Origin of the sequence: Mesorhizobium sp. WSM3860 (genome assembly GCF_002294995.1) — a bacterium.
Lineage (GTDB): Bacteria > Pseudomonadota > Alphaproteobacteria > Rhizobiales > Rhizobiaceae > Mesorhizobium.
The window spans coordinates 59,058-84,778 of record NZ_NSGF01000009.1 but is presented as its reverse complement, the minus strand read 5'-3'; the positions used below and the strand labels follow the sequence as shown (position 1 = coordinate 84,778).

Sequence of the window (25,721 nt, the reverse complement as noted above, 5' to 3'; positions counted from 1 at the left end):
CCCGGATCCCGACCTCAGGTCGGTTCAATGGTTGCGGCTTCCGCCGGAAATTTGCCGAGCAATGCCTCGACCAGCTTTGAAAATCCGATGCCTTTCGACGACTTGACCATCACCACGTCGCCCGGCCTGATCGCCGACATGACGACGGGCTTCAGCTCTTCCGCTCCTGGCCGGTACTCGGTTTCGACATCCGAAGGCAAAACCTCGGCCAGTGCCCGCATCTCCGGGCCGCCGAGAAAGACGTTGCGCGTTTCTGTGCCGACAATAAGTTCGGCAAGCGCCGCGTGGAGCTTCGCCGAATGGCTGCCGAGTTCCAGCATGTCGCCAAGCACGGCGATGCGCCTGCCCTCGCCCGATACCGGCGTGGCGTTGAGCAGCGCCATGGCTGCCGCCATCGACGCCGGGTTGGCATTGTAGCTCTCGTCGATCAGCGTGATGGGGCCGTTCGGATGGCGCAAAATGTGGCGCCGGCCGCGCCCGCGCTCGGCCGAAAGATCGGTGAGCGCCGCCGCGACCTTGTCGAGATCGGCGCCGACCAGTTGCGCTGCGCCCAGCACCGCCAGCACATTCTGCACGATGTGCCGGCCGGGCGCTCCGACACGGGCCGTCACGTCCCTCTTGCCGATCTTGACCGCGATATCGGAGTGATCGGCATAAAGGTCGCAGCCAACAAGACGGAAGGCCGAGCGGGCGTTTTCGCCGAAGCCGAAGACATGCTCGACACCTGCCTCCTTCGCCATTTTCCCGAGCAGCTTCCAGCGCGGATCGTCGCGATTGAGCAGCGCGGCGCCGCCGCGCTCTATGCCCTCGAAAATCTCGGCCTTGGCCATGGCGATCTCATCGAGATTCTTGAAGAAGCCGAGATGGGCGGCCGCGATCAGCGTGACGATCGCGACATGCGGCCTCACCATCTTGACCAGCGGCCTGATCTCGCCCGGATGGTTCATGCCGATCTCGAAGATCGCGTAGTCGCAGTCTTCGGGCATGCGCGCCAAGGTCAGCGGCACGCCCCAGTGATTGTTGAACGACTGCGCCGAGGCATGCACTTTGCCGACCGCCGACAGCACATGGCGCAGCGCTTCCTTGGTGGTCGTCTTGCCCGCAGAGCCGGTCACCGCGATGATCTTGGCCCGTGAGCGAGCCCGCGCCGCAATGCCGAGCTTTTCCAGCGCCGCAAGCACATCCTGCACGACGATCATCGGCGCCGTCAGCCGGCCGAGCGACGGCAGCTTGCCCTCGGCGACAACCAGCACGGCAGCGCCCGCCTTCACTGCAGCGGTCGCGAAATCGTGGCCGTCCATCGTCTCGCCCTTGATGGCGAAGAAGACGTTGCCCGGTTCCAGGCTGCGGCTGTCGATCGAAATGCCGGTGATGCCTTCCGGCAGCGAGCCGATCGGCCTGCCGCCCATGGCCTCGACAAGCGCTTGCGACGTCCAGAGCAAGCTCATGCGGCGCGCTCCTGGAGCGCCTCGCGCACTTCCTCATGATCGGAAAAGTGGAAGGTTTCGGTGCCGATCGTCTGGCCTTCCTCATGCCCCTTGCCGGCGACGATCAGCGTATCGCCGGCATGGAGCATGGCGACGGCTTCGTGAATGGCTTTGCGGCGGTCGCCGATCTCCATGGCGCCGGGCGCCGCGGCAAGGATTGCCGCGCGGATGGTTTCGGGGATTTCCGTGCGCGGATTATCGTCGGTGACGATGACGACATCGGCGAGCCGGGTCGCGATCTCGCCCATGATCGGCCGCTTGCCGCGATCGCGGTCGCCGCCGCAGCCGAAAACGACAACGACCCGGCCCGTGGTGAACGGACGAACCGAGGTCAGGACATTTTCCAACGCGTCGGGCTTGTGCGCGTAGTCGACATAGACCGGAGCGCCGGCGGACGTCGTGCCGACAAGCTCGAGGCGGCCCGGCGCACCTTTGAGTTTCTCCAATGCGGCCAAGGCCTTATCGACGGATGTTCCAGTCGAGATGGCGAGGCCGGCCGAAACCAGTGCGTTGGCGATCTGGAAATCACCTGCCAACGGCAGGTCGATCTCGTGGAGCACACCATCGGCCTCCACCTCGGCACGCTGGCGCCGCCGCTCATGCTCGACGCGCTTCAGCGTCAGGAATTCGCCGTGGCGGCCGACCGTGAGCACATTCAGGCCCGCAGCCCGCGCGGCAAGAATCGTCGGCCCCGACCAGGGATCGTCGGCGAAGATCACGGCCGGCGCCCCCTTCGGCAGCAGCGTCTCGAACAGGCGCAGCTTGGCGCGATGATAATCCTCGACCGTCGGATGATAATCCATGTGGTCGCGGCCGAGATTGGTAAAACCGCCGGCCGCCAGTTTGACGCCGTCGAGCCGACGCTGGTCGAGACCATGGCTGGAAGCCTCCATCGAGGCGTGCGTTACCCCTGCCTCCGCCAGTTCCTTGAGCAACTGGTGCAGCGCGACGGGATCTGGCGTGGTTAGCGAGCCATATTCGTTGCGGCCAGGCGCCACAATGCCTGTCGTACCGATCGAAGCGGCGGCAAGACCTCCCTGCTCCCAGATCTGGCGGGTGAACGCGGCAACCGATGTCTTGCCGCTGGTACCGGTGACGGCGACCATCGTCTGAGGCTGCTTGCCGAAGAAGCGCGCCGCGCTCAGCGCCAATGCCAGACGGGGATCATCGACGGCAAGGACCGGGATCGACAGACCGGAGATTGTATTGCCTTTGGCCGCCACGATTGCGGCAGCGCCGCGGCCGGCGGCATCGGCGACATAGGTCGAGCCATCGGCCTTGCTGCCGGCGAGCGCGAAAAAAACGACGCCCGGTCTTACCTGGCGGGAATCGGAGGAGAGACCGGTAACCTCCAGATCGGGGGAAGCTGTTCCCTCGACAGGCAGGATACCGGCTAGATTTTTCAGATACATTGAGTCCCATTCACCGCAACAAAATAGCGCGCAGTTGCCGGCGCGCCCCAAGAATCACTGATAGGAAACCAGCGTTGCACCATTTTCATGGCTGAAATCTGGCTTGACGCCAAGCATGGAAGCCGCACGCCTGATGATGTTGCCTGCCATGATGCCGGCATTCGAGGCGGCGGTGGCGCCCATGCCGGGCTTTTCCGGCTTCGGCTCATCGGCGATGGTCAGCACGATATATTGTGGATCGTCCATCGGAAAGGCGGCGACGAAGGCATTGAAATTCTTCTCTTTCGAATAACGGCCGTTGACCACCTTTTCCGCCGTGCCGGTCTTGCCGCCGACGCGGTAACCCGGAACCCTGGCGCTCTTGCCCGAGCCCTTCTCGGCGTTGAGCGCATAGAGATAGCGCATCCCTTCCACGGTCTTGTCCTTGACCACCCTTTTGGCCACCTCCATCGCCTGCTCGGCCGTGCGCGGCAGAAATGTCGGCTCGATCAGATAGCCACTCATCAATGCGGCGCAACCGACGGCAGTCTGCAGGGGCGTCGTCGAGACGCCATGGCCGAAGGCGATGGTGATCGAGTTGACCTGCTTCCATACTTTCGGTTCGGTCGGGCGCGCCACTTCCGGTAATTCCGTCTGCATCTTTTCGAGCACGCCAAGTCGATGCAGGAACTCGCGATGCCCTTCGATGCCGACGGCCTCGGCTTCTTTGGCCGAGCCGATATTGGACGAATAGATGAACACTTCCGGCACCGAAAGCACACGGCCTTTGCTGTGGAAGTCATGGATAGTCTGGCGGCCGATCTTGATCGGGCGCGACGCATCGAAGCGACTCTCCAGCGTCACCTTGCCGGAATCGAGCGCCATGCCGGTGGTGAAGCTCTTGAAGGTCGAGCCCATCTCGTAGAGGCCGGCCGACATACGGTTCAGCCGGTCCTTTTCCTGAGCATTGTAGGGATTGTTGGGGTCGAAATCCGGCACCGAGGCCATGGCCAGCACTTCGCCGGTCTTGATATTGAGGACCACCGCGCCGGCCGCGATCGCGTGGAACCGCTCCATGCCGGTCGCCACCTCGTCGCGCACCACGTGCTGGACGCGCAGGTCGATCGACAGCTTCACCGGCTTCAGGTCCCTGGCCACCGCCAGTCCCGACGCCTGCAGGTCGGTCAGGCCCTGGTCGTCGATGTATTTCTCCATCCCGGAGATGCCCTGATTGTCGATGTTGGTGAGCCCGACAATGTAGGAGGACGTTTCGCCGCTCGGATAGAAGCGGCGCTTTTCGGTGCGGAAACCAAGACCCGGGACGCCGAGCGCCATGATGTCGGCCTGCTGCTTCGGCGTCAGCTGCCGCTGCAGCCAGACGAAGCCGGCGCCGCTCTTCAGCTTATGGTAGGTCTGCTCGTAATCAATCTCGGGAAGCACGGTCGAGAGCTTCTCGATTGCCTCGTCGGCGTCGACGATACGGCGCGGCTCGGCGAACAGCGACGCCGTCTTGATGTCAGTCGCGAGCACCTCGCCGTTGCGGTCGACAATGTCCGGCCGCGATGCAGTGACGCGGCTCTGCGGACCACCCGAATTGTCCGGATTCTGCAGGCCGAGATAGACCAGCCGGCCGGCAATCGTCGAATAGATGGTGAAGAACACCGCCATCGTCATGACGATGCGGGTCTTGGCCTTGCCGCCGGTTGCCTTGCGGGCGGCGTCGACGACGATCGAGCCGTCCTCAGCTGCCCTCCTTCGGCGCTTCAGCAGGTTGCCGATCCTTGGAAGCCTGCTGATCATTGCACGGTGCTCCCGGTCACCACCGGATCCTTGCCGTCCGACGGCCCTTTGCCCGAATTGTCGGCCATGCCGCCGAGCCGCTGCGACGACAGGTCCTCGATATTGACCGGCTTCATCGGCACGTCGTCGAGGCCGCCGATTTGGTGGGCGTTGAGCGGCTCGAGCCCGAGCTGCGACTTGTAGATTTCGGCAAGCTTCTGCAGCCGCGCCGGCTGGGTGAGCAGGCTCCAGTCCGCCTTCAGAAGATCGATTGTGTCTTCCTCGTAGCGGATCTGCGCCTGCAGCCTCTGAACCGCCGCCAGCTGGTCCTCGGCCTCGCGCTTGGTCTTGTAGGTCAATGCCGCCGCCGAGACCATGACGGCGATCAGGACTATGTCGCTGGTACGAAACACGTGCTTACCTCTCCCCCGGCCGCTCGACGGCGGGAAGCTTTGGAAGGCCCAAAATCGAAAAGTCGCCGGCGCGGGCAGGCGCGTCGGTGCGGATTGCCGCGCGCAGCCTCGCCGAGCGCGCCCGCGGATTGCCGGCGATTTCGGCCTCTCCCGGCGTCACCCCGCCGCCGGATTTGCGGAAGGTCGCCAACCGCGCAGGCGCGTCCGGCATATGACGCGATCCGCTGGCCGCATCGGCGCGATCGGCGATGAAGCGCTTGACGATGCGATCCTCCAGCGAATGAAAACTCACGACGGCGAGCCTGCCGCCCGGCTTCAGCACCCGCTCGGCGGCAAACAGCGCGTTTGCCAGTTCGCCGAGCTCGTCATTGACGAAGATGCGCAGCGCCTGGAACACGCGGGTGGCGGGATGGATCTTGTCCTTCGGCGCGCGGCCGATATGGGTGGCGATGGCGTCGGCAAGATCGAGCGTGCGCTCGAAGGGCCGCTTCTCGCGCCGGGCCTCGATCATGCGGGCGATGCGGCCGGCATGCCGCTCTTCGCCGAGAAAGCCGAAGATGCGGGCAAGGTCGCCCGCCTTGAAGCTGTTCACGACGTCGGCGGCGCTAAGGCCAGCCTGCGCCATGCGCATGTCGAGCGGTCCGTCGGCGCGAAAGGAAAAGCCGCGCTCGGCCTGGTCGAGCTGCATGGACGAGACGCCGATGTCGAGCACGACGCCGTCGGCGCTTTCGACATGCTCGTCCAGGGTCGAGAACGGCGCCTGAACGAGCTTCAGCCTGCCGCCGGCGTGCTGTTCCAGAGCCTTGCCCGCGGCGATCGCATCCGGATCGCGGTCGATGGCCACGACCGAGGCGCCGCGCTCGAGGATGGCGCTGGTGTAGCCGCCGGCGCCGAACGTGCCGTCGACGATCGTCTCGCCCGCCTTGGGTTCAAGCGCCTCCAGCACTTCGGCGAGGAGGACCGGAATGTGACGGACCAGTCCGCCAACGGCGTGAGGATCATCGCCGTGGCCAGTCATCATTCCGGTCGCTCCCCAGGCTTCGTCCCCTGCCGAAGCTGCAAAAGCCTGGCTCGAGCCTGCGCCCCATAGGCGGCAAGTCGGCCCGGCTCCCAGATCTGGAAGAAATTGCCGCGGCCGACAAATGCCACCTCGTTCGAGATGCCCGTGTGCTCGCGGATGAAATCGGTCATCGTGATGCGGCCGTCCTGGTCGAGTTTCAGGAACGTCCCGTCGCCATGGCAGAAGAAGGACATGTCGTCCGCCGTCTGCAGGAAGGGATCTTCCAGCGCGATCCGCTGCTCGTAGCGGTCGAGCAGATCGAGCCCGCCGACGTCCATCGCCGGAAGGTCGAGGCAGCGTAGCGCATAGAGTTCCGCATAGCCACGTTTCTGAACGACCGCGCGGAAATGCGCCGGAACCGATACCCGTCCCTTCGCATCGATTCTGTTCACTGCGCTTGACAGAAATCGGTCCACTACGCCCTACAGCCGCTGTCGCCGCCGCACCCCTGCCCATGTTTTTCTCCGCGCCGCCGCCGCGCATCGCCTCGCGACAAATCGCTTCATTCACCAAGGCGAAAACCGGCAAACGCGCAGCCGCCGCGACTGCCCGATTGGCGTACGCTTCACCCTGACGCGGAACGAAAGCTTGATGATGCGAATGGGATATCATGGGGTATTTTGGGCGTCAACGGGAAGAGGCATCACAAACGCGCGTGCCACAACCTGAAAGAGCAGGCTGACGGCACGTCTCGTCTTTATCGTCTATTAAGCCTAACGAAGCGTTTAGAAGGCTCTGGCCCAAAAAGACGCGGCTTGCTGCGAACGGCCGGCACGCCTAGCGTCGGAGCTCAGTCAGTGAAGGAATGAGCCCAATGTCACAAACCGCGAAGTCACGCGCCGCGACACTTGCCCATCTGCGCAGCGGCGATTTCGCCAAGGGCGATCCTATTCCTTTGCCGCTGACCATGGCCTCGATCTTTCATTCGCCGGGCGACGCGACGGGCTTCGATCAATACGGCCGCTTCAGCAATCCGACATGGCACGCGGTCGAGCATGCGCTTGGTCATCTGGAAGAGGCGCAATGCGTCGCCTTTCCGTCGGGCATGGCGGCGATTTCGGCAGCGTTCTTTGCGTTGGTCAAATCGGGCGACCGCATCCTCTTGCCTTCGGACGGCTATCACACGACGCGTGCGCTGGCGGAGCGTTTCCTGAAGCCGCTCGGCGTCGCCTATGACGTGAGGCCGACATCGAGCATGCTCGACGGCGGCTTCGCCGGCTACCGGCTGGTCTTCGTCGAAACCCCCTCGAACCCAAGGCTGGATATCTGCGACATCGCCGCCGTCGCCAAGACCGCCCACGAACAAGGCGCGCGCCTCATCGTCGACAACACGACGATGACGCCCTTCGGCCAGCGCCCGCTCGATCTTGGCGCCGACATCGTGGTGTCGGCCGATACCAAGGCGATCAACGGTCACTCGGATGTGCTGTTCGGCCATGTCGCCAGTCGCGACCCGGATATTGTCGCCAAGGTCACGGACTGGCGAGAAACCGCCGGCGGCATTCCCGGACCGTTCGAGGCCTGGCTCGTGCATCGAGGCCTTGAAACACTTGAGGTGCGCTTCGATCGCATGTGCTCCTCGGCGGAAACGATCGCCCGCCGGCTCAAGGCGCACCGCGCCGTAAGCGGCTTGCGCTTTCCAGGCCTTGAGGGCGACCCCTCGCACAATCTGGCGCGTGCCCAGATGGAGCGCTTCGGCTTCCTCATCTCGTTCGAACTGGCTTCAGAAGAGAAGGCCGAGGATTTCATCGACGATTGCGCGCTGATTGAATCGGCGACCTCGTTTGGCAGCGTGCATACATCCGCCGAGCGGCGATCGAAGCGCGGCGATGCCGTGCCGCCCGGCTTCGTGCGGCTGGCCGTCGGCTGCGAACCGGTGGAGGAGCTCTGGCAGGCGATCCAGGAGTCTTTGGACCGGCTTGGCGGCTGAGCGGCTCGGAACGCTGTGGAAGAAATGCCAGCTGGCCTGTAAGCCGGGTTCTGTATGGCCCCCACGCCTTGCGGCGCGGGAACGTGGCGGCCATTCATCTTGGGCGCATGTCGCCATGCGCCTCACGCAACCTACCCGGGCGGTGGGCCGGAAACAGCCCTCGAAGGTTTCCCTTCGCACCGCCCCTATTCGGTCTTGCTCCCGGTGGGGTTTGCCGTGCCGCTTCTGTTGCCAGTCGCGCGGTGGGCTCTTACCCCACCCTTTCACCCTTGCCGCAGCAAATGCCGCGGCGGTTTGCTTTCTGTGGCACTTTCCCTGGGGTCTCCCCCGCCGGCCGTTAGCCGGCACCGTGTCTCCATGGAGCCCGGACTTTCCTCGCCCGCAGCCTTTCGGCTCTTGCGGGCGCGGCCGCCCGGCCAGCTGGCAAGGGCGTATAAAGGGGTTCGCGCCTGAAAACGCAACAAAAAAGGCAACTGTCCTGCTTAGACAGGCGAACCGAGCGCCGCCATCTGCACCTTCACCTTGCTGCAATAGGCGGCCGAAATCGGATTCATCCGCGTCGCCCCATGGCCGGCATTGTATTTGAGGATGGTGCCGCAGGTGGTGCCGCCGCCTAGGCCCTGCGCCATGGCGAGGTACTTCATGCCGTATTTGATGTTGGTGTCGGGGTCGAACAGTCCCTTGACCGAACCGGTATAGCCCATCATCCGGGCCGTCGCCGGCTTGATCTGCATCAGGCCGATCTCGCCGGCGCCGCCGACCATGTTGGGCCGGAAGTTGCTCTCGATCGTGATGACGGCCTTGGCCAGCGACACCGGCACGCCGTTGCTTGCCGCATAGCGGGCGATGATCGCCGAATATTGGCCGTCGCCAGTTGCCGAAGACGACAAGGCGGGCTTTTCAGGACGGATGGAAGCTGTCGCGGTCAGGTCGATGGTTTGCCTGCTGCGCTTTGCGTAGCGTTTGACTCTTGATTTCGCGGACCGCGCTGCGGCGGCTTTCTGCACCTTTGGAGGGGCAGCTCTCTTGGTCGTCGAAGTCTTGGCGCTTGGCGCAGCCTTGGGCGTTGAGGGGGTCGCAGCAAACCCATTGTCCGCCGCCCGGAGGCTCAGGGGGGCGCTGTTCGCTGGGCTGAAGGCAAAAGTCATCACTCCGGCAGCAACGGCTGCCGCTACAACGGTCAATCTTTGCATGTATTCCTGTTCTGTTAGAACCGCGCGAAGAATTTCACGCGGCGAGGCCAATTCAACACCGGAGCATCTTGGAGGGATAGATGCCCGACAACTTGCGGGAGATGCGTTTGGAGAGTGAATTGGCGCCAATAAAGGCGAGGCAATTCACTTTGTATGACAAATTGTAATTTAGGCAGCTTGGCCGGCTATTTGGAAGAGGCTGCCTTTACCGCAGCCAGCAGCCTCTGGAGCGTGCTGATCGTCGAACCGTCTGCCACGCCGTCGACGAGCCGGCGTCGGAAATGCCGCTGAAAAGCCGCCACCACGATTTCCGTTTGGCGATCGAAGACACCCGATATCTCGGCGCTGTAACCGTAAAGCGCCAGCATCGATTGCAGGGCTTCCACGTCGGCACCTGCGTCACCCGCCTTCAGCGCCGCGCCCGTCCTGATCGGAGCCGCGGGAACGAGATGACCGACACCGGCCGCAAAAAGAACCTTCCAGGGAAACTTCTCGCCCGGGTCGACCTTGCGTCCCGGCGCGACATCGGAATGCGCAAGCACCCTTTGCGGTGCAATGGAGTGCCGGCCGGTGATTCCCGCGCACAAACCGATCACGGCCTCGATCTGCCGCTTCGGGAAGGCTTTGTAGCCCAGCGAATGCCCGGGATTGACGATCTCGATGCCGACAGAGCAGGAGTTGATGTCGGTGCGCCCGAACCATGAACTCTTGCCGGCATGCCAGGCGCGGTCGCTTTCGCGCACCATTTGCACGATGCGGCCGTCCTCATGGACAAGATAATGCGAAGATACCTCGCTTGCTGGATCGCACAACCAGGACTCGGCGCCGGCCCCCGTCGGCATGCCGGTATAGTGCAGCACGATCATGTCGGGCCTGAGCGTCTCGCGTCGCGGGCCGAAATTCGGCGATAGCCTGACCTCTGCACCCGGCTGGTCGGGCAAAAAACCGCTCATACGTGCCTGAGGCCCCGTTCGATCATCTCATAGGCGGCATTGATCGCGGCGACTCTCGTCGTGGCGATCTTGATGAATTCCTGCGGCAGGCCGCGCGCGATCAGCCGGTCGGGGTGGTTGTCGGAAATCAGCTTGCGATAACGCTTCCTGACCTCCTCGAACGGCTTCCCGCGTTCGACGCCGAGAACCACATAGGGATCGGCGGCACCGAGATTGACGTGGCGCGCCAGGATCGCCTGGTAATGCGCCTCATCGATCTGAAAAATCTCGGCGATGCGATGCAGGAATTGCCCTTCCCTCTCGTGAACCAGGCCGTCTGCCTTGGCGATGTGGAACAGCCCGTCGAGTATGTCTTCCAGCATCTTGCAATTCGCATGACCGGAACCGCAAAGCTGCGCCATGCGCTGGGCGTAGATTTCAAATCCGGCAACATCGCGCTTGGCGAGCTCATAGAGGCGCGCCACATTGCGCGTTTCGCTCGGCGGCACTTCAAAGATTTCCTGGAAGGCGCGCACCTCGTCCTGGGTGACGATGCCGTCGGCCTTCGCCATCTTGGCCGAAAGCGCGATCATCGCCACCGAGAAGGCCACGCGCCGGCGCAGATCAGGGTCGCCCGAGAACACGGTCCGCACGGCCTCGACGACATCGCCGACGCCCGAGGACGCCGACGACGAAACACGAGCGATGAAGTCGCCGAGGCGGTCCCAAATCGACATGCCGGCTTCTTAGTGCGAACCGGGCACCGCTATCAAGCCGGGACGTTGCCGCAGGTCGAACGACGTTGCGGACAGTCCCGCCAAAAGGAAGGCCGGCACAGGGCCGGCCTTCCTTCCTGATTTCAGTGGATGAACTTCTACTGCGCGGGTGCAGCAGGAGGTGTTGCCGGAGCCGGTTCAGCGGGCTTCGAAGCGTCAGGGGTAGCCGGCTTCATCGGCTGTTCGTTGGCCGGCGGGTTGGTGCTCTGAGTGGTCGTTTGGTCGGTGCCGCTGTCGCTGCAAGCCGCGACCCCCAGCAGGGCGAGCGCCGAAACAGACGCCAGAATAAGCTTCTTCATGGTATCTCTCCTTCAGCAAACGCTCACGTTTCGGTGAACGTCGCAAGGGAAATGCAGGAATCACGCGCGGGTTTCGTAACGTTGCGTTTCCATGTGTAACACCCAGCGCACGGTTGCCGGGGTCGGAACGGCGAACTAACAGAACGGGTTGTCGGAGATAACGGATAAGCAGAATGCAGGACGCCGCAGCCAACAAATGGGATTTCTGGATCGACCGGGGCGGCACCTTCACCGACATCATCGGCCGCGATCCGCAAGGCCGACTGCATCCCCGTAAGCTTTTGTCGGAGAACCCCGAGGCCTATGCCGATGCCGCTATCCAGGGCATCCGCGATCTGCTTGGACTGAAAACCGGCGCCGCCATTCCCGCAAAGCGGATCGGCGACATAAAGATGGGCACCACTGTCGCTACCAATGCGCTGCTCGAGCGCAAGGGCGACCGCGTGCTGCTGCTCATCACCAAGGGTTTTCGCGACGCGCTGCGCATCGCCTATCAGGCGCGGCCGGATATTTTCGCCAAGGAGATCATCCTGCCCGAACAGCTCTTTGAGCGGGTGATAGAGATCGACGAGCGCGTGCGCGCGGACGGTTGGGTCGAGCGCCTGCTCGACATCGCCGCGTGCCGCCCGGCGATCGAGCAGGCCAAGGCCGACGGCATCGACGCGGTCGCCATCGTCTTCATGCATGCCTGGAAATATCCCGACCATGAAAAGGCAGTCGCGAAAGTCTGCCGCAAGATCGGCTTCAGCCAGATATCGGTCAGCCACGAGGTCTCGCCGCTCATCAAGCTGGTCGGTCGTGGCGACACCACGGTGGTCGACGCCTATCTGTCGCCGATCCTGTCGCGCTACGTGCAAAGGGTGGCGGGAGAATTGGGCGCCGGCCCGCGGCTGATGTTCATGATGTCATCGGGCGGGTTGACCGCCGCCGACATGTTCCAGGGCAAGGACGCGCTGCTGTCCGGCCCGGCCGGCGGCGTCGTCGGCATGGTCGAGACGGCGAAGCTCGCCGGCTTCGACAAGGTCATCGGCTTTGACATGGGCGGCACCTCGACCGACGTCGCCCATTATGACGGCGAATACGAGCGCGCCTTCGACACCGAAGTCGCCGGTGTGCGCATCCGCGCACCGATGATGCGCATTCATACCGTCGCGGCCGGCGGTGGCTCGATCCTGCATTACGAGGCCGGCCGCTTCCGCGTCGGCCCGGACTCCGCCGGCGCCAATCCTGGCCCGTCCGCTTACCGGCGGAGCGGCCCGCTCGCCGTCACCGACGCCAATGTCATGCTCGGCAAGCTGCAGCCTGATGTCTTCCCGGCGATCTTCGGCCCCGGTCAAGACCAGCCGCTCGACGTCGCCACCGTGCGCGAAAAATTCGCGGCTTTAGCCGCCGAGATCGGCGATGGACGCTCGCCGGAAGCTGTGGCCGAGGGTTTCGTCACCATCGCCGTCGAGAACATGGCCAACGCCATCAAGAAAATTTCGGTGCAGCGCGGCTACGATGTCACCGAATATCTGTTGAACTGTTTCGGCGGCGCCGGCGGCCAGCATGCCTGCCTTGTCGCCGATGCGCTCGGCATGGAAGCGGTGCTCATCCACCCCTTCTCCGGCTTGCTTTCGGCTTACGGCATCGGGCTGTCGACGGTATTCGCCTCGCGCCAGCAGGCGTTGCTGAAGCCGCTCGCCGAGGAGGCTCGCTCCTCGATCGAGGAACTGATTGCGACTTTGCACCAAGGCGTCATCGCCGAGCTTGCAGTGCAAGGCATTGCGCAAGACGCCATCGCCTCCAAACCGGTCCTGCAGATCCGCTATGACGGCACCGACACGGCTTTGCCGGTCAATTTCGAGCACGGCTCGATTTTCCGCGCCAGGAGCGATTTCGAGGCCGCCCATAAGGCGCAATTCGGCTTCGTCTACGAAGACAAGCCGATGATCGTCGAGGCGGTTGGCGTCGAAGGCAGCGATGTCGGGACTGCCGGCCGCGACGAAAGTGAATCAAGGCTCGAAGACGAGGTGGCAAGCCCCTGGCAGTCCCGGCAATTCTTCGCCGACGGCGCCTGGCGCGATGCCGGTATCTTCCGGCGCGAGGCTCTAAAGCCCGGTCACAAGGTAGCCGGCCCCGCGCTCGTCATCGAGCCGAACCAGACCATCGTCGTCGAGCCGGGTTGGCAGGCCGAGATCACGGCCAGGAACCATGTGCTGCTGCGCCGGATCGAAAAGAAGCGCCGCCAGGCGGCGCTCGGCACCGAAGCCGATCCGGTGATGCTCGAGGTCTTCAACAACCTTTTCATGTCGATCGCCGAGCAGATGGGCGTGACGCTGCAGAACACCGCCTATTCGGTCAACATCAAGGAGCGGCTGGACTTTTCCTGCGCCGTGTTCGACCGCCATGGCGCGCTGGTCGCCAACGCGCCGCATATGCCGGTGCATCTGGGGTCCATGGACCGCTCGGTCGAAACCGTTATCCGCCTGAATTCGGGCGATATCCATCCCGGCGACGTTTTTGCGCTCAACGCGCCCTACAATGGCGGCACGCATCTGCCCGACATCACCGTGGTGACGCCGGTGTTCGATGACGCACGCAAGGAAATCCTGTTCTGGGCGGCCTCGCGGGGCCACCACGCCGATGTCGGCGGCACGGCGCCCGGCTCGATGACGCCTTTAGCCACCACCGTCGACGAGGAAGGCGTGCTGTTCGACAATTTCCGCATCGTCGACCGCGGCCGCTTCCGCGAGAAGGAGCTCGAGGCGCTCCTCACCGACCATCCCTACCCTGCCCGCAACCCCGCGCAGAACATCGCCGACCTCAAGGCGCAGATCGCCGCCAACGAAAAAGGCGTGGCGGAGCTTCGCAAGATGGTCGGGCATTTCGGCCTCGATGTCGTCGAAGCCTATATGGGCCATGTTCAGGACAATGCCGCCGAGAGCGTGCGCCGCGTGCTGGAACGGCTGCCCGACAGTTCCGACTACGAATATGCCACCGACACCGGCCAGGTGATCAAAGTGACGATCACCGTCGATCGGCAAAAGCGAGAAGCGACGGTCGATTTTACCGGCACCTCGATGGTCATGAGGAACAATTTCAACGCGCCGGAGCCGGTGGCGCGAGCCGCCGTGCTCTACGCCTTCCGCGTCATGGTCGAGGACATGATCCCGATGAACGCCGGATGTCTGAGGCCGATCAACATCGTCATCCCCGACGGCTGCATGCTGAAGCCGGCCTATCCCGCCGCCGTCGTCGCCGGCAATGTCGAGACCTCGCAGCACGTCACCAACGCGCTGTTCGGCGCCATGGGCGCGATGGCCAACGCGCAAGGCACGATGAACAACCTCACCTTCGGCAACAAGCAATACCAGTATTACGAAACGATTTGCTCCGGCTCGCCGGCCGGCCAAATGAATTCGGGCCGCGGCTTTGCCGGCACCTCCGGCGTCCACACGCATATGACCAATTCGCGGCTTACCGATCCCGAAGTGCTGGAACTGCGCTTCCCGGTCGTGCTGGAAGACTTCCACATCCGCGATGGTTCCGGCGGCAAGGGCAAATGGAACGCCGGCAACGGCACCAAACGCACCATCCGCTTCCTCGAAAAAATGGAATGCGCCATCCTTTCCTCGCACCGCAACCGCCCGCCCCAGGGTCTGAACGACGGCGGCAACGGCGAGGCCGGCTCGACCAAGGTCAGGCGCAACGACGGCTCGATCGACGTGCTGAAGGCCTGCGACCAGACCACGCTCGATGCCGGCGAGGCCGTCATCGTCGTGACGCCGACGCCAGGCGGGTTCGGCAAGGCGTAGACTTAACGTCGACAGCCTGTCACCCGCCTGTCACAACGCTGCGCTACCCGCTTGCGCCAACGCAAACGGGGAATCACCTTGCCATGTCAGATGTATCGGGAGAACTCGTTTTCAGGCGCGGCAAGGAGGTTGGAAAGGCCGTCTACCAGAACCGCATTTTGTCGAAGGACGGCATTTCCGAGCGGCTTTTCGCCTTCCTGTTTTCCGGCCTCGTCTATCCACAGATCTGGGAAGACCCTGACATTGACATGGACGCCATGGAGCTTGGCGCCGGCCATCGCGTCGTCACAATCGCGTCGGGTGGCTGCAACATTCTGGCTTACCTCACCCGCTCGCCGGCCCGGATCGACGCCGTCGACCTCAACGCCGCGCACATCGCGCTGAACCGCATGAAGCTGGAGGCGGTTCGCCATCTGCCGTCGCAGGGCGATCTGTTCCGCTTCTTCGGCGTAGCCGACACCAGCCACAACTCGGAAGCTTACGACCGCTTCATCGCGCCGCATCTTGACCCGGTCAGCCGTCACTACTGGGAGCGCAGGAACTGGCGCGGCCGCCGCCGCATCGCTGTCTTCGACCGCAACTTCTACCAGACCGGCCTGCTTGGCCTCTTCATCGCCATGGGCCATCGCGTGGCAAAACTGTTCGGCGTCGATCCGGCCGCCATCATGAAGGCCGAGAACATCGGCGAGCAGCGCCGATTTTTCAACGAGGAGCTGGCGCCGATCTTCGACAAGAAGCTCCTGCGCTGGGCGACATCGCGCAAGGCCTCTCTTTTCGGTCTGGGTATCCCGCCGGCACAGTACGACTCGCTGATCACGTCCGGCGACGGCTCGATGGCGAGCGTCTTGAAGGCGCGGCTGGAGAAGCTCGCCTGCGATTTCCCGCTGAAGAACAACTATTTCGCCTGGCAGGCCTTTGCCCGCCGCTATCCGCAGCCCGGCGAGGCAGCTCTGCCCGCCTATCTGGAACAGCGCAACTACAAGACGGTCCGCGCCAACATCGATCGCGTCGCCATCCATCATGCCAACCTGATCAAATTCCTCGCCGGCAAGGATGCGGGCTCGGTCGATCGCTTCGTCCTGCTCGATGCCCAGGACTGGATGACCGACGATCTGCTCAACGATCTGTGGACCGAGATCACCCGCACAGCCTCGGTTGGTGCGCGCGTGATCTTCCGCACTGCGGCGGAGCCCAGCCTGCTGCCGGGCCGCGTCTCCAACTCGCTGCTCGCCCAATGGCGCTACGAAGCCGAGGCCTCGCGCGAATTCTCGGCCAGGGATCGCTCCGCGATCTATGGCGGCTTCCATCTCTATGTGAAGCGCGCCGCATGAGCACGACGGAGCTGCCGGCCCGCCATGCCGAACTGATGGATGGCGTCTATCGCTGGCAGCGCCATATCTACGACATCACCCGCAAATACTACCTGCTCGGCCGCGACCGGCTGATTGCGGGGCTCGATGTGCCGCAAGGCGGCACCGTGCTCGAGCTCGGCTGCGGTACCGGCCGCAACATCATTCTTGCCGCCCGCCGTTATCCGGACGCCCGCTTCTTCGGCCTCGACATCTCGGCCGAGATGCTGGAGACCGCCAACGCCGCGATTGCCCGCGAGGAACTTGCGGCAAGGGTCAGCCTGGCGTGCGGCGACGCCACGGATTTCGATGCCGTGGCGCTCTTTGGCGCCCGGCATTTCGACCGTGTCTTCGTATCCTATTCGCTGTCGATGATCCCTGGCTGGGAAAAGACGGTTTCGGCCGCGCTCGCCGCGCTCGCACCCGGCGGTTCGCTGCATGTCGTCGATTTCGGCCAGCAGGAGGGCCTGCCGCGCTGGTTCAAGACCTTGCTGCGCGGCTGGCTGCGGAAATTCCATGTCGAGCCGCGTGCCTCGCTGCGCGACGTCCTTGAATCGGAGTCCGACCGGACCGGCGCAACCTTTCGTTTCAGAACGCTTTATCGCGGCTATGCCTGGCTCGGCGTGATCGGAGCTCGAAAGTCGACAAGCCCCTACTGACGCAGGGCCTTGACCAGCGCGGCCACCATCGTCTGCGGCCGGTAGCCGAGCTTGGCAGGTGTCAGCCCGAGACGCACCACCACCAATTGCTCCGACGGAATGATGGCCACCGTCTGGCCGTCATGGCCCTCCATCCAGTACGTGTCCTTGGGCAGGCCAGCGGCAGCGCCCGCGCCCGGATTTTCCTCATCGCCCGGACCTTCGATCCATACTTGGCCCTTGCCGTAGACCTTCGAGGCCGGCGCCGGCTGCCGCATCCAGTCGACGAAGCCGGCGGGCAGGATCTGCGCGCCGTTCCACACACCGCCCTGCAGCAGGAACTGGCCGAAGCGGGCCCAGTCACGCGCCGTTGCATAAAGATACGACGAGCCGACGAAAGTGCCCCGCTCGTCGGTTTCGAGCACCGCGCTGTGCATGCCGAGCGGCTCGAACAGCGCCGTCCGTGGCCAGTTCAGCGCCTTCGCCTTATCGCCGATCGCCTCCTGCCACAGCCGCGACAGCATGACAGCCGTGCCGCTCGAATAGGAAAATGCCTTGCCTACCGTCCCGCCGAGCGGCTTGGCCTCGGCGAAGGTCGCCATGTCCGGCTCGAGATAGAGCATGCGCGTCACGTCGGCGACGTCGCCATAATCCTCGTTGAACTCCAGCCCGCTTGACATCGCCATCATGTCGGCAAGGCTGATCGCCGCCCGACCGTCGGCCTTCCAAGGCGGGAACAGGCCCTTGTTGTCGAGCGCCATCTTGCCGTCCTTGACCAGCGTGCCGACGATCGCGGCATTCACCGTCTTGGTCATCGACCAGCCGAGCAGCGGCGTCTTGGCCGAAAAACCCTCGCCATAGCGTTCCGCGACGATGCGGCCGTTCTTCACCACCACGACCGCGCGCATGCCGATCCCGAGCATCGCGGCATCGGCGACGATCTTCGTCACCGCGGGGCTTTGCGAGGCGTCCACTCTTTCGCCCTCCGGCCAGAGCGCATCCTGCGAGGCCACCACCAGAGGCTCGATATGCACGGAGGTCTGGCGTGCCTTGCCGGTGTCGCCATCCGGAACCGACGCGCAGCCGACCCCGTCTCGCTCTACGGCGACGCTCTTGCCCAGAACCCAAAGCAGGCCCGCCGAAACAAGTCCCCTTTCCTTGTCGACGGATACCTTCATCAGCTTGAGCAGCGGATGGCCCGGCGCCTGCACGTCGACGGCCAGCACTTCATTCGGATCGCGACCGGCGATGAACACGTTGGAGCAGACGATCTTGGCCGAATAACCCGAGCCGACACGGATCAGTTCGGGCGGCGCAAGATAGAGCCAGGCGAAGAGCGCGGCCACCGCCAGAACAACCAGGCCCAGCAGCCATTTGATGAACTTAACGACAGCCCGCATCTTTTCCCGCCCCTTGGATCTTCCGGCTCGCTTTATGTCATCGATTTGCCGCCATTGCTTCTGCAAAATCATGACCGATGTCGAGCGCCGTCAATGGATTATCAACCATGTTCGGCGATGAACGGAGAGACTGGGCGGTCCTGTGGGGCGACCGTCCGGAGGGGGCCCGCGTAAGCGACCGCCATCAGTGAAGGACCCATCAGCGGCCGGCTGATCCCGGCTGGGGGAATATCATGCGCCGTCTTGCGGCCATCCTGATGCTTGCGCTGTTGAGCGCCTGCTCGACCGTGGACGACCTATCGCCGCTGGCGCCGTCATCGCAGACAATCGCCCTGCGCGCGCCCCGTTTCGAAGATTCCAAGCCGCATGAATGGGACAGCGGCGCGCCATGGAACTATGCGGTCCACGGCACCGACGTCTCAAAATACCAGACCTCGGTCGACTGGCCGACGGCCAAGGCCAGCGGCATCTCCTTCGCCTTCATCAAGGCGACCGAGGGCGGCGATCGCTTCGACAACTATTTCAATGAGCACTGGGCACGCACCAAGGCCGTCGGAATCCCGCGCGCCGCCTATCATTTCTTCTATTTCTGCACCCCGGCCGCCACCCAGGCGCGCTGGTTCATCGCCAATGTTCCGAAAGACCCGTCGGCGATGCCGCCGGTGCTCGACATGGAATGGAACCCGAAGTCGCCGACCTGCCGACTGCGCCCCGATCCCGCGACCGTCCGCGCCGAGATGACCACCTTCCTCGAGATCGTCGAGCGCCATTACGGCAAGAAGCCGATCATCTATACGTCGCTCGACTTCTTCGACGACAATAACCTGGCGACGTTCCGCGGCTATCCTTACTGGCTCCGCTCGGTCGCCGGCCATCCGCGTCAGAAGTATGGCAGCCACCCTTTCACCTTCTGGCAATACACCGGCACCGGCATCGTGCCCGGCATGACCGGCAAGTCCGACATCAATGTTTTCAACGGCTCGGAAGCCGCCTGGAGCAAGTGGCTGCGGCAGAACACCCGTTGACATCGGCCCCCTCGCCTGCTTTTCGACATGGCGGGCGGCGATAGTTGCAACCGCTGGCGATGCGGAGCGGCGCACCCCACCGGGGTGCCGCACGGGCGCTCCTGGAATTTTTGAAATCTACGCATGATCCGTCCACACCCGGCCGTGATCGTGCGCCGGTCTCGTAAGGGAAGCGATGCGATTGCGCGTTGAAATCCTGGCGGCGCTGCTGGTTGGCGCTTTCGCTTGGCCTGCGGCGGCGCAGGAATGCGGCAGCGATTTCGAAGCCTGGAAACAAGGCGTGACAGCGGAAGCCAAGGCAGCCGGCGTCGGGGTCGTGGGCCTGGACGCGCTCGAAAACGCCGCGATCGACGAGAAGGTGCTGGCGCGCGACCGCGCTCAAGGAGTGTTCGCCCAGACCTTCATTCAATTCTCGAACCGCATGATCTCGGCCTATCGCCTGAAGCAGGGCGCGGCCAACCTCAAGAAATATGCCGACGTCTTCGCGCGCGCCGACAAGGAATTCGGCGTGCAGCCGGCCGTCATCACCGCATTCTGGGGACTGGAGACGGATTTCGGCGCCGTGCAGGGCGATTTCCACACGCTGGACGCGCTGGTCACCCTCGCGCATGACTGCCGCCGCCCTCAGCTGTTCCGGCCGCAGTTGGTACCGCTGCTGACCTTGATCGACCGCGGCGTGCTGCCGGTCGACGTCAAGGGCGCCTGGGCCGGCGAGATCGGCCAGACGCAGATTCTGCCGACCGACTATCTCGCCCGCGGCGTCGACGGCGACGGCGACGGCAAGGTCGATCTCCGGAACAGTGTGGCGGACGTGATCATGACCACGGCCGACAAAATCCTGTCGCGCGGCTGGAAGCGCGACCAGCCCTGGGTCGAGGAGGTGCGCGTTCCCGACGACATGCCCTGGGACCAGACCGGCCGCACCAACAAGCTGGCGCTGTCGCAATGGGCCCAATGGGGCGTGACCAATCCGAACGGCACGCCGCTCGTCGACAACGGCCTGAAGGCGGGGCTCGCCCTACCGATGGGTCGCAAGGGTCCAGCCTTCCTGACCTACGACAATTTCGACGTTTATCTGGAATGGAACCAGTCCTTCACCTACGCGCTCACCGCTGCGGTGCTGGCGACCCGTCTGGCCGGGGCGCCGCAATTCGACCCGCGCACGCCCGAGCCCGGGCTCAACAGTGACCAGATGAAGGCACTCCAGACCAAGCTCGAGGCCAAGGGCTACGACGTCGGCACCGTCGACGGTATCCTCGGCACCAACACCCGCGAAGCGATCCGCAAGGAGCAGATGCGGCTCGGGCTGCCCGTGGATGGGTGGCCGACGCCGGAATTGCTGGCGAAGCTATAGTGAATGGTGAATGGTGAATGGTGAATGGGTTGATTAGGCCACTTCGTGAATGGTCAATATAAATACCGACTCTGAATAACGATTCACCATTCACCATTCACCATTCACCATTCACTTTCACTATCATCACTCCCCTAATCCGCCATCGTCTCCAAGCTCGCGAAACCTTGCGGCGCGTCGCCCTCGTCGAACGGCGTCGTCACCTCCACGAATGTGTCGGGATAGAAACCGTTGAAGCGGGTCCTCAGCGACAGCGAATAGGCGCCGATATGGCCGATTTCGATCCAGTCGCCAGTGTCCACCGTTTCGGGGAGCCAGAACGGCCTCGACAATATGTCGACGGAATCGCATGTCGCGCCGCAGACCTTGAATGGCACGACCGACTTGTCGCTGCCATTGCGCGTGCGAATCGCCGGATCGGGGATGAAGCGCGCCGGCAGGGTGATCTTGCCGGTCCACGAATCCGAGAGCGACGCCCAGATGCCGTCATTGATGTAGAGCCTTTTGCCTTTGCGCAAGAGCACGCGCACGATCAGCGACAGGCAGCGCGCCACGATCACGCGGCCGGGTTCGGCGACCAGCGGCATCGCGTCGAACTGGTATTCCTTGAGGTCGCCGGCGAGCCGCGACATGAGTTGGCCGAGTGACGGCATCTCGATGTGCTTGCGGTTGGGATCGTGGCCGTACTCGGCCGGAAAGCCGCCGCCCACGTCGAGCCCGGCAATGTCGAAGGTCAGCCGGTTGCGCACCCAGTCGGCCGAGGCCAACGCGCGCTCGTAGGTGTCGGGGTCCTCGATCTGGCTGCCGACATGGAAGCACAGCCCGACCTTGTAGCCGGTACGGTTGAGCCGCTCGGCAAGTTCGACCGCGTTGGCGGGCCCGGCGCCGAACTTCTTCGACAGCTCATAGGCCGCGTGGCCTTTGGTCTGGATGCGCACGAAGACGCTGAGAGCGCCCGGATCGATGTCGAGCGCGCGCACCACGCGCGTCAGCTTGGTGATCTCATCCTCGTGGTCGACCGAGATCACCCGGATGCCGTATTTCTCCAGCGCCAGCTTGATGTCCGACTGCGCCTTGACCGGATGCATGTAAAGCATCTCGGCATGCGGCGAGACGGCGCGTACGGCGGCGAACTCGCCGGGCGAGGCCACATCGAAGGCGCTGACGCCGGCCTCGACCAGCGTCTTCAGCACGATCTGCTCGCCATTGGTCTTGACCGCATAGGCGGTCTTGCCGGGGAACATGCCCATGAACTGCAAGGCATCGGCCCTCAGCACCTGCGGGCGGAAGCAGTAGACCGGATCGTCCGGACGAAGCGCCAGTGCCGCTTCGCGGGCATTTTCGAATCGCTGCATGGACGAATCCTTGATCGGGGCGCGCACAATTAATCCTAGCTAGCCGCCAAAGAAAACAGTTCTGTGTCTCACCTTCGGGTGCGAGCGGCCGCACCTTTTCCGCCACGCTAAACCACTGGTCAGGTTTCGGGTGGCCCTTGCCACCGAACCGTATATCGGGACTGTTCGGCGGACTGAGGGAGCGATCGGCGTGGGAGGGTTGACGACATGACGATGACGGCAGGCGTCGCACCAACAGGCGGACCGATGACGCTCAGGGATTGGGCGCAGCTCCTGCTGCTCGGCGCGATCTGGGGCGGCTCCTTCTTCTTTGCCCGCATTGCGGTCTCGGAGATCCATCCGCTGGCGCTGGTGCTGTTTCGTGTCGCCATCGCGGCGGTCGCGCTTCAGCTCTATCTGGCGATCCGCGGCCCGTCCTTCCGCCTCGCCTTTCCCCACGCCGGCCTGTTCTTCTTGCTGGCGTTGGCCAACAACCTCATTCCGTTTTCGCTGATCTTCGCCGGCCAGACCGAGCTCGGCGCCGGTATCGCCTCCGTGCTCAACTCCACGACGCCATTTTGGACGCTGCTCCTCGCCAATGCGCTCACCGCAGACGAAAAACTCACCTGGAACAAGCTGGCCGGCATCGCGCTCGGCGTTGCAGGAACAGCTGTCATGATCGGTCCTGGTTTGGCTGCCGGCCTCGGCGGGCCGGTCTGGGCCAAGTTCGCGCTGATCGGCGCCTCGGTGTCCTACGCGGTTGCCCTGATGATCGCGCGCCGCTTCAAGGGGGTGCCTTCGCCGGTCATCGCCACGGGGCAACTGACCGCGTCGACCATCATCATGACCCCCGTCGTGCTGATTGCCTACGGCCCGGCCGGACTGTCTTCGGTCTCGCCGCCGGTCTGGGCCGCTGTGCTGGGGCTGGCGCTGCTCTCCACAGCTTTTGCCTACATCCTCTATTTCAACGTCGTTGCCTCGGCCGGCGCTACCAACGCCTCGCTGGTCACTTTGATCGTACCGGTGAGTGCCGTGCTGCTCGGATTCCTGTTTCTCGGCGAGCGGCTGCAGCTCTTCGAAGTGGGCGGCATGGCGCTGATCGGAATCGGCCTCATCACCATCGACGGGCGCCTGTTCGGCCGATGGTAGCGGTGCCATGCCACGGCTTCGCCATAATTTATTCACAAACGTTTGAATCGATTTTTGCTGAAGAGTTTCAACGGCTAACGGCAAATTCGAGGTCGCAAATTCCACAATCGCGTCGCAATGCAGCACATTTTCCGCTTGCCTGTGACCCAAATGACTCTAGATTCCGGCCATAGCTTTTTAAGAGGAGGCTATGACATGGGACTGACGAGGCCAATCAACGCATTGATGATTTGCGCTGCGTTTGCATTCATCGGCGCCCTTATCATGGGCGTTCTTCCCTGATCCGCCGAAGCCGGGAAGACCAGCACCGAGGATAGTCCAACCAATTCGAAAGGCCGGGTTCCGCCCGGCCTTTTCCGTTTCAATCTTTGTTTTGATGAATCGTTTCCCACAACCGCTGCACACTTTTGGCGGGATGTATCAGGCCGCGGCCGACCCGGCCGCCTCCGCCTCATGCGAACGGATGCCGATCATGTGGCAGACGGCAAAGACCAGATCGGCACGGTTCATCGTGTAGAAATGGAAATCGCCGACGCCGCGCTCGACCAGATCATGGACCTGCTCGGCCGCGACCGCTGAGGCCACCAGCGCATGCGTTTGCGGATCGTTCTCCAGCCCTTCGAAGCGCTCGGCCAGCCACGCCGGCAACAGCGCGCCGCATCGGGAGGAAAAATTGGCGACCTGGGTGAAGTTGTGCACCGGCAGGATACCCGGCACGATCGGGATGTAGATGCCGGCGCGGCGCGCGCGCTCGACATAGCGCTCGTAGAGGTCGTTGTCGAAGAAGAACTGGGTGATCGCCCGCGTCGCCCCATTGTCGACCTTGCGCTTCAGCATATCGATGTCGGTGGCGAAGTCCGGGCTTTCCGGATGCTTTTCCGGATAGGCCGAGACCGAGATGTCGAAATCGCCGGCGCTCTTCAGCGCTCCGACCAATTCGGCGCCGTTGGCATAGCCGTCGGGGTGCGGACGATAGGCGGTCCCCACGCCTGCGGCCGGATCGCCGCGCAAGGCGACGAAGCGGGTTACGCCCATGCCGGCGAATTCCTGGATGACGGCGTCGACCTGATGACGGGCCGCATCGACGCAGGTCATATGCGCGGCCGGCGTCAGCGTCGTCTCGTGCAGAATGCGCTTCACCGTGCGCGCCGTGCGCTCCCGGGTCGAGCCGCCGGCGCCGTAGGTCACGGAGACGAATCGCGGCTTGAGCGGCTCGAGCCTTGTGACGGTGTCCCAGAGCCTTGCTTCCATCTCATCCGTTTTCGGCGGGAAGAACTCGAACGAAACCCGGACCTTGTCGCCAATATCGGGGCGGCGGGAAAAGCGGAACTGGTTCATCAGGCTGTTTCCCTTGCTGGGAGTGCGTCGTTGGACGGATCGGCGATCAGCAGGCGGCGATCGCGCCCCAGCCAGAGCTTGACGGTGAGTCTCGCTTCGGCCTGGCCGCGCGGCTCGAACTCCTGGCTCTCTTCGAGGTCAAGCCCTGCCTCCTCGAACCAGTCGCCGATCTGCCGGTCGGAAAAGCCGAGCCGCATATGCGCGTGCTGGTCGCGCAGGAACTCCAGATTGTGAGGCGCGAAATCGACGATCACCAGCCTGCCGGACGGACGCAGCAGCCTCGCCGCCTCGCCGATGGCGCGGGCCGGATCGTCGAGATAGTGCAGCACCTGGTGGATGGTGACGAGATCGAAGGCGTTGCGCTCGACGGGCGGCGAGAAGATGTCGCCCTGGCGCACCTGCGCATTGGCGACGCCGGCCTTGTCGAGATTGGCGCGCGCCACGGTCAGCATCTCGCGCGACATGTCGATGCCGACGCCGCGCCGGTAGAGCGGCGCGAAGATCTCCAGCAGCCTGCCGGTGCCGGTGCCGAGGTCGAGCATCGACTGGAACGGCCGTTTGCCGACAAGCTTGAGCAGTGCCGCCTCCACCGCGCGGTCCGGCACATGCAGCGAGCGGATGCGATCCCAGCTCGCGGCGTTCTCCGAGAAATACTCTGCGGCACGGTCCTGCCGCTTGCGCTTGACAGCGGCGAGCCGCTCCAGGTCGCGCACCACTTGCGGATCGGCTTCGCGCACGCCCGAGACCAGGCGCTGCACGAAATCGCGCGAGCTGTCTGTGTCCGACAGCCTGAAAAAGGCCCAGGACCCTTCCTGGTAGCGACCGATCAGCCCGGCATCGAGCAGCAGCTTCAGATGCCGCGAGACGCGCGGCTGCGACTGGCCAAGGATTTCGGTAAGGTCGGAGACCGTGAGATCCCCGCGCGACAGCAGCACCAGGATCCGCAGGCGGCTGGATTCGGCAGCCGCCTTCAATGTATCTACCATCGTGTCGAGTGTGGCATGCATGAACGGTTCTCGCTAAAAGATATAAAGATATGTTTATGTCGAATTTGAAACCCTGGCAAGCGCTATGTCG

General features: G+C 63.7%; 21 protein-coding genes and 1 other RNA gene. 7 read left to right on the top strand and 15 right to left on the bottom strand.

Features of this window, described 5'->3' with window-relative positions; translation table 11 throughout:
* Window positions 1-14: 14 nt before the first annotated feature.
* The 6 genes from CK220_RS16260 to mraZ are packed head-to-tail and all read right to left on the bottom strand — an operon-like array spanning window position 15 to window position 6,546.
* Window positions 15-1,448 (bottom strand): UDP-N-acetylmuramoylalanyl-D-glutamyl-2,6-diaminopimelate--D-alanyl-D-alanine ligase, encoded by a 1,434-nt coding sequence (locus CK220_RS16260; protein WP_095812510.1) that lies wholly within the window; start codon window positions 1,446-1,448, stop codon window positions 15-17.
* Window positions 1,445-2,899 carry a UDP-N-acetylmuramoyl-L-alanyl-D-glutamate--2,6-diaminopimelate ligase gene (locus CK220_RS16255; protein ID WP_095812509.1) on the bottom strand — a complete coding sequence of 485 codons (1,455 nt, stop codon included), beginning with the start codon at window positions 2,897-2,899 and terminating at the stop codon, window positions 1,445-1,447. Before CK220_RS16255 ends, CK220_RS16260 begins: the two co-directional genes overlap by 4 nt.
* 54 nt (window positions 2,900-2,953) lie before the next feature.
* The gene (locus CK220_RS16250; protein ID WP_095812508.1) at window positions 2,954-4,678 is read right to left on the bottom strand and encodes a penicillin-binding protein 2; all 1,725 of its coding nucleotides are present in this window, start codon (window positions 4,676-4,678) and stop codon (window positions 2,954-2,956) included.
* Complete coding sequence (locus CK220_RS16245) at window positions 4,675-5,070, bottom strand: hypothetical protein (protein ID WP_095812507.1); 396 nt, start codon at window positions 5,068-5,070, stop codon at window positions 4,675-4,677. Before CK220_RS16245 ends, CK220_RS16250 begins: the two co-directional genes overlap by 4 nt.
* A gap of 4 nt (window positions 5,071-5,074) precedes the next feature.
* A complete protein-coding gene (rsmH, locus tag CK220_RS16240; protein ID WP_095812506.1) occupies window positions 5,075-6,091 on the bottom strand; it encodes a 16S rRNA (cytosine(1402)-N(4))-methyltransferase RsmH in 1,017 nt (338 codons plus the stop codon).
* A complete protein-coding gene (mraZ, locus tag CK220_RS16235; protein WP_095812505.1) occupies window positions 6,088-6,546 on the bottom strand; it encodes a division/cell wall cluster transcriptional repressor MraZ in 459 nt (152 codons plus the stop codon). The genes rsmH and mraZ overlap by 4 nt, the downstream gene beginning before the upstream one ends.
* A gap of 398 nt (window positions 6,547-6,944) precedes the next feature.
* Between mraZ and CK220_RS16230 the strand changes: the two genes are divergently transcribed.
* On the top strand, window positions 6,945-8,060 hold the full coding sequence (locus CK220_RS16230; RefSeq protein ID WP_095812504.1) for a cystathionine gamma-lyase: 1,116 nt from the start codon (window positions 6,945-6,947) through the stop codon (window positions 8,058-8,060).
* Window positions 8,061-8,083: 23 nt separating this feature from the next.
* On the opposite strand, the gene rnpB is transcribed toward CK220_RS16230, so the two are convergent.
* From rnpB to CK220_RS16205, 5 genes are all read right to left on the bottom strand, one after another.
* An RNA gene (gene rnpB / locus CK220_RS16225) (RNase P RNA component class A) lies at window positions 8,084-8,484 on the bottom strand.
* A 58-nt stretch (window positions 8,485-8,542) separates the two neighbouring features.
* Window positions 8,543-9,253, bottom strand: a complete 711-nt coding sequence (locus CK220_RS16220) for a transglycosylase SLT domain-containing protein (protein ID WP_095812503.1) — start codon at window positions 9,251-9,253, stop codon at window positions 8,543-8,545.
* 185 nt (window positions 9,254-9,438) lie between these two features.
* Window positions 9,439-10,206 (bottom strand): N-acetylmuramoyl-L-alanine amidase, encoded by a 768-nt coding sequence (locus CK220_RS16215; protein ID WP_095812502.1) that lies wholly within the window; start codon window positions 10,204-10,206, stop codon window positions 9,439-9,441.
* A complete protein-coding gene (locus CK220_RS16210) occupies window positions 10,203-10,922 on the bottom strand; it encodes a DnaJ family molecular chaperone (protein WP_095812501.1) in 720 nt (239 codons plus the stop codon). Before CK220_RS16210 ends, CK220_RS16215 begins: the two co-directional genes overlap by 4 nt.
* Window positions 10,923-11,059: 137 nt before the next feature.
* On the bottom strand, window positions 11,060-11,260 hold the full coding sequence (locus tag CK220_RS16205) for a hypothetical protein (protein ID WP_095812500.1): 201 nt from the start codon (window positions 11,258-11,260) through the stop codon (window positions 11,060-11,062).
* Window positions 11,261-11,433: 173 nt separating this feature from the next.
* On the opposite strand from CK220_RS16205, the gene CK220_RS16200 reads away from it, so the two are divergent.
* From CK220_RS16200 to CK220_RS16190, 3 genes are all read left to right on the top strand, one after another.
* Entirely contained in the window at window positions 11,434-15,057 is a 3,624-nt protein-coding gene (locus tag CK220_RS16200) for a hydantoinase B/oxoprolinase family protein (RefSeq protein WP_095812499.1), read from the top strand.
* 83 nt (window positions 15,058-15,140) lie between these two features.
* A complete protein-coding gene (locus CK220_RS16195) occupies window positions 15,141-16,388 on the top strand; it encodes a DUF3419 family protein (RefSeq protein ID WP_095812498.1) in 1,248 nt (415 codons plus the stop codon).
* Window positions 16,385-17,065, top strand: a complete 681-nt coding sequence (locus tag CK220_RS16190; RefSeq protein ID WP_095812497.1) for a class I SAM-dependent methyltransferase — start codon at window positions 16,385-16,387, stop codon at window positions 17,063-17,065. Before CK220_RS16195 ends, CK220_RS16190 begins: the two co-directional genes overlap by 4 nt.
* Here CK220_RS16190 and CK220_RS16185 read toward each other — a convergent pair.
* Complete coding sequence (locus tag CK220_RS16185) at window positions 17,059-18,444, bottom strand: serine hydrolase (protein ID WP_095812649.1); 1,386 nt, start codon at window positions 18,442-18,444, stop codon at window positions 17,059-17,061. The two genes, CK220_RS16190 and CK220_RS16185, sit on opposite strands and share 7 nt — an antisense overlap.
* A 233-nt stretch (window positions 18,445-18,677) precedes the next feature.
* Between CK220_RS16185 and CK220_RS16180 the strand changes: the two genes are divergently transcribed.
* Window positions 18,678-19,469 carry a GH25 family lysozyme gene (locus tag CK220_RS16180; protein WP_095812496.1) on the top strand — a complete coding sequence of 264 codons (792 nt, stop codon included), beginning with the start codon at window positions 18,678-18,680 and terminating at the stop codon, window positions 19,467-19,469.
* Window positions 19,470-19,644: 175 nt separating this feature from the next.
* Complete coding sequence (locus CK220_RS16175; protein ID WP_095812495.1) at window positions 19,645-20,823, top strand: lytic murein transglycosylase; 1,179 nt, start codon at window positions 19,645-19,647, stop codon at window positions 20,821-20,823.
* A gap of 134 nt (window positions 20,824-20,957) precedes the next feature.
* Here the strand turns inward: CK220_RS16175 and CK220_RS16170 are convergent, their stop codons facing one another.
* The gene (locus tag CK220_RS16170; RefSeq protein WP_095812494.1) at window positions 20,958-22,178 is read right to left on the bottom strand and encodes an alanine racemase; all 1,221 of its coding nucleotides are present in this window, start codon (window positions 22,176-22,178) and stop codon (window positions 20,958-20,960) included.
* 207 nt (window positions 22,179-22,385) lie between these two features.
* Between CK220_RS16170 and CK220_RS16165 the strand changes: the two genes are divergently transcribed.
* The gene (locus CK220_RS16165; protein ID WP_095812493.1) at window positions 22,386-23,306 is read left to right on the top strand and encodes a DMT family transporter; all 921 of its coding nucleotides are present in this window, start codon (window positions 22,386-22,388) and stop codon (window positions 23,304-23,306) included.
* 420 nt (window positions 23,307-23,726) lie between these two features.
* Here the strand turns inward: CK220_RS16165 and metF are convergent, their stop codons facing one another.
* Both metF and CK220_RS16155 read right to left on the bottom strand, forming a co-directional pair.
* Entirely contained in the window at window positions 23,727-24,644 is a 918-nt protein-coding gene (gene metF, locus CK220_RS16160) for a methylenetetrahydrofolate reductase [NAD(P)H] (RefSeq protein ID WP_095812492.1), read from the bottom strand.
* Window positions 24,644-25,651 (bottom strand): metalloregulator ArsR/SmtB family transcription factor, encoded by a 1,008-nt coding sequence (locus CK220_RS16155; protein ID WP_095812491.1) that lies wholly within the window; start codon window positions 25,649-25,651, stop codon window positions 24,644-24,646. Before CK220_RS16155 ends, metF begins: the two co-directional genes overlap by 1 nt.
* Window positions 25,652-25,721: the final 70 nt, after the last annotated feature.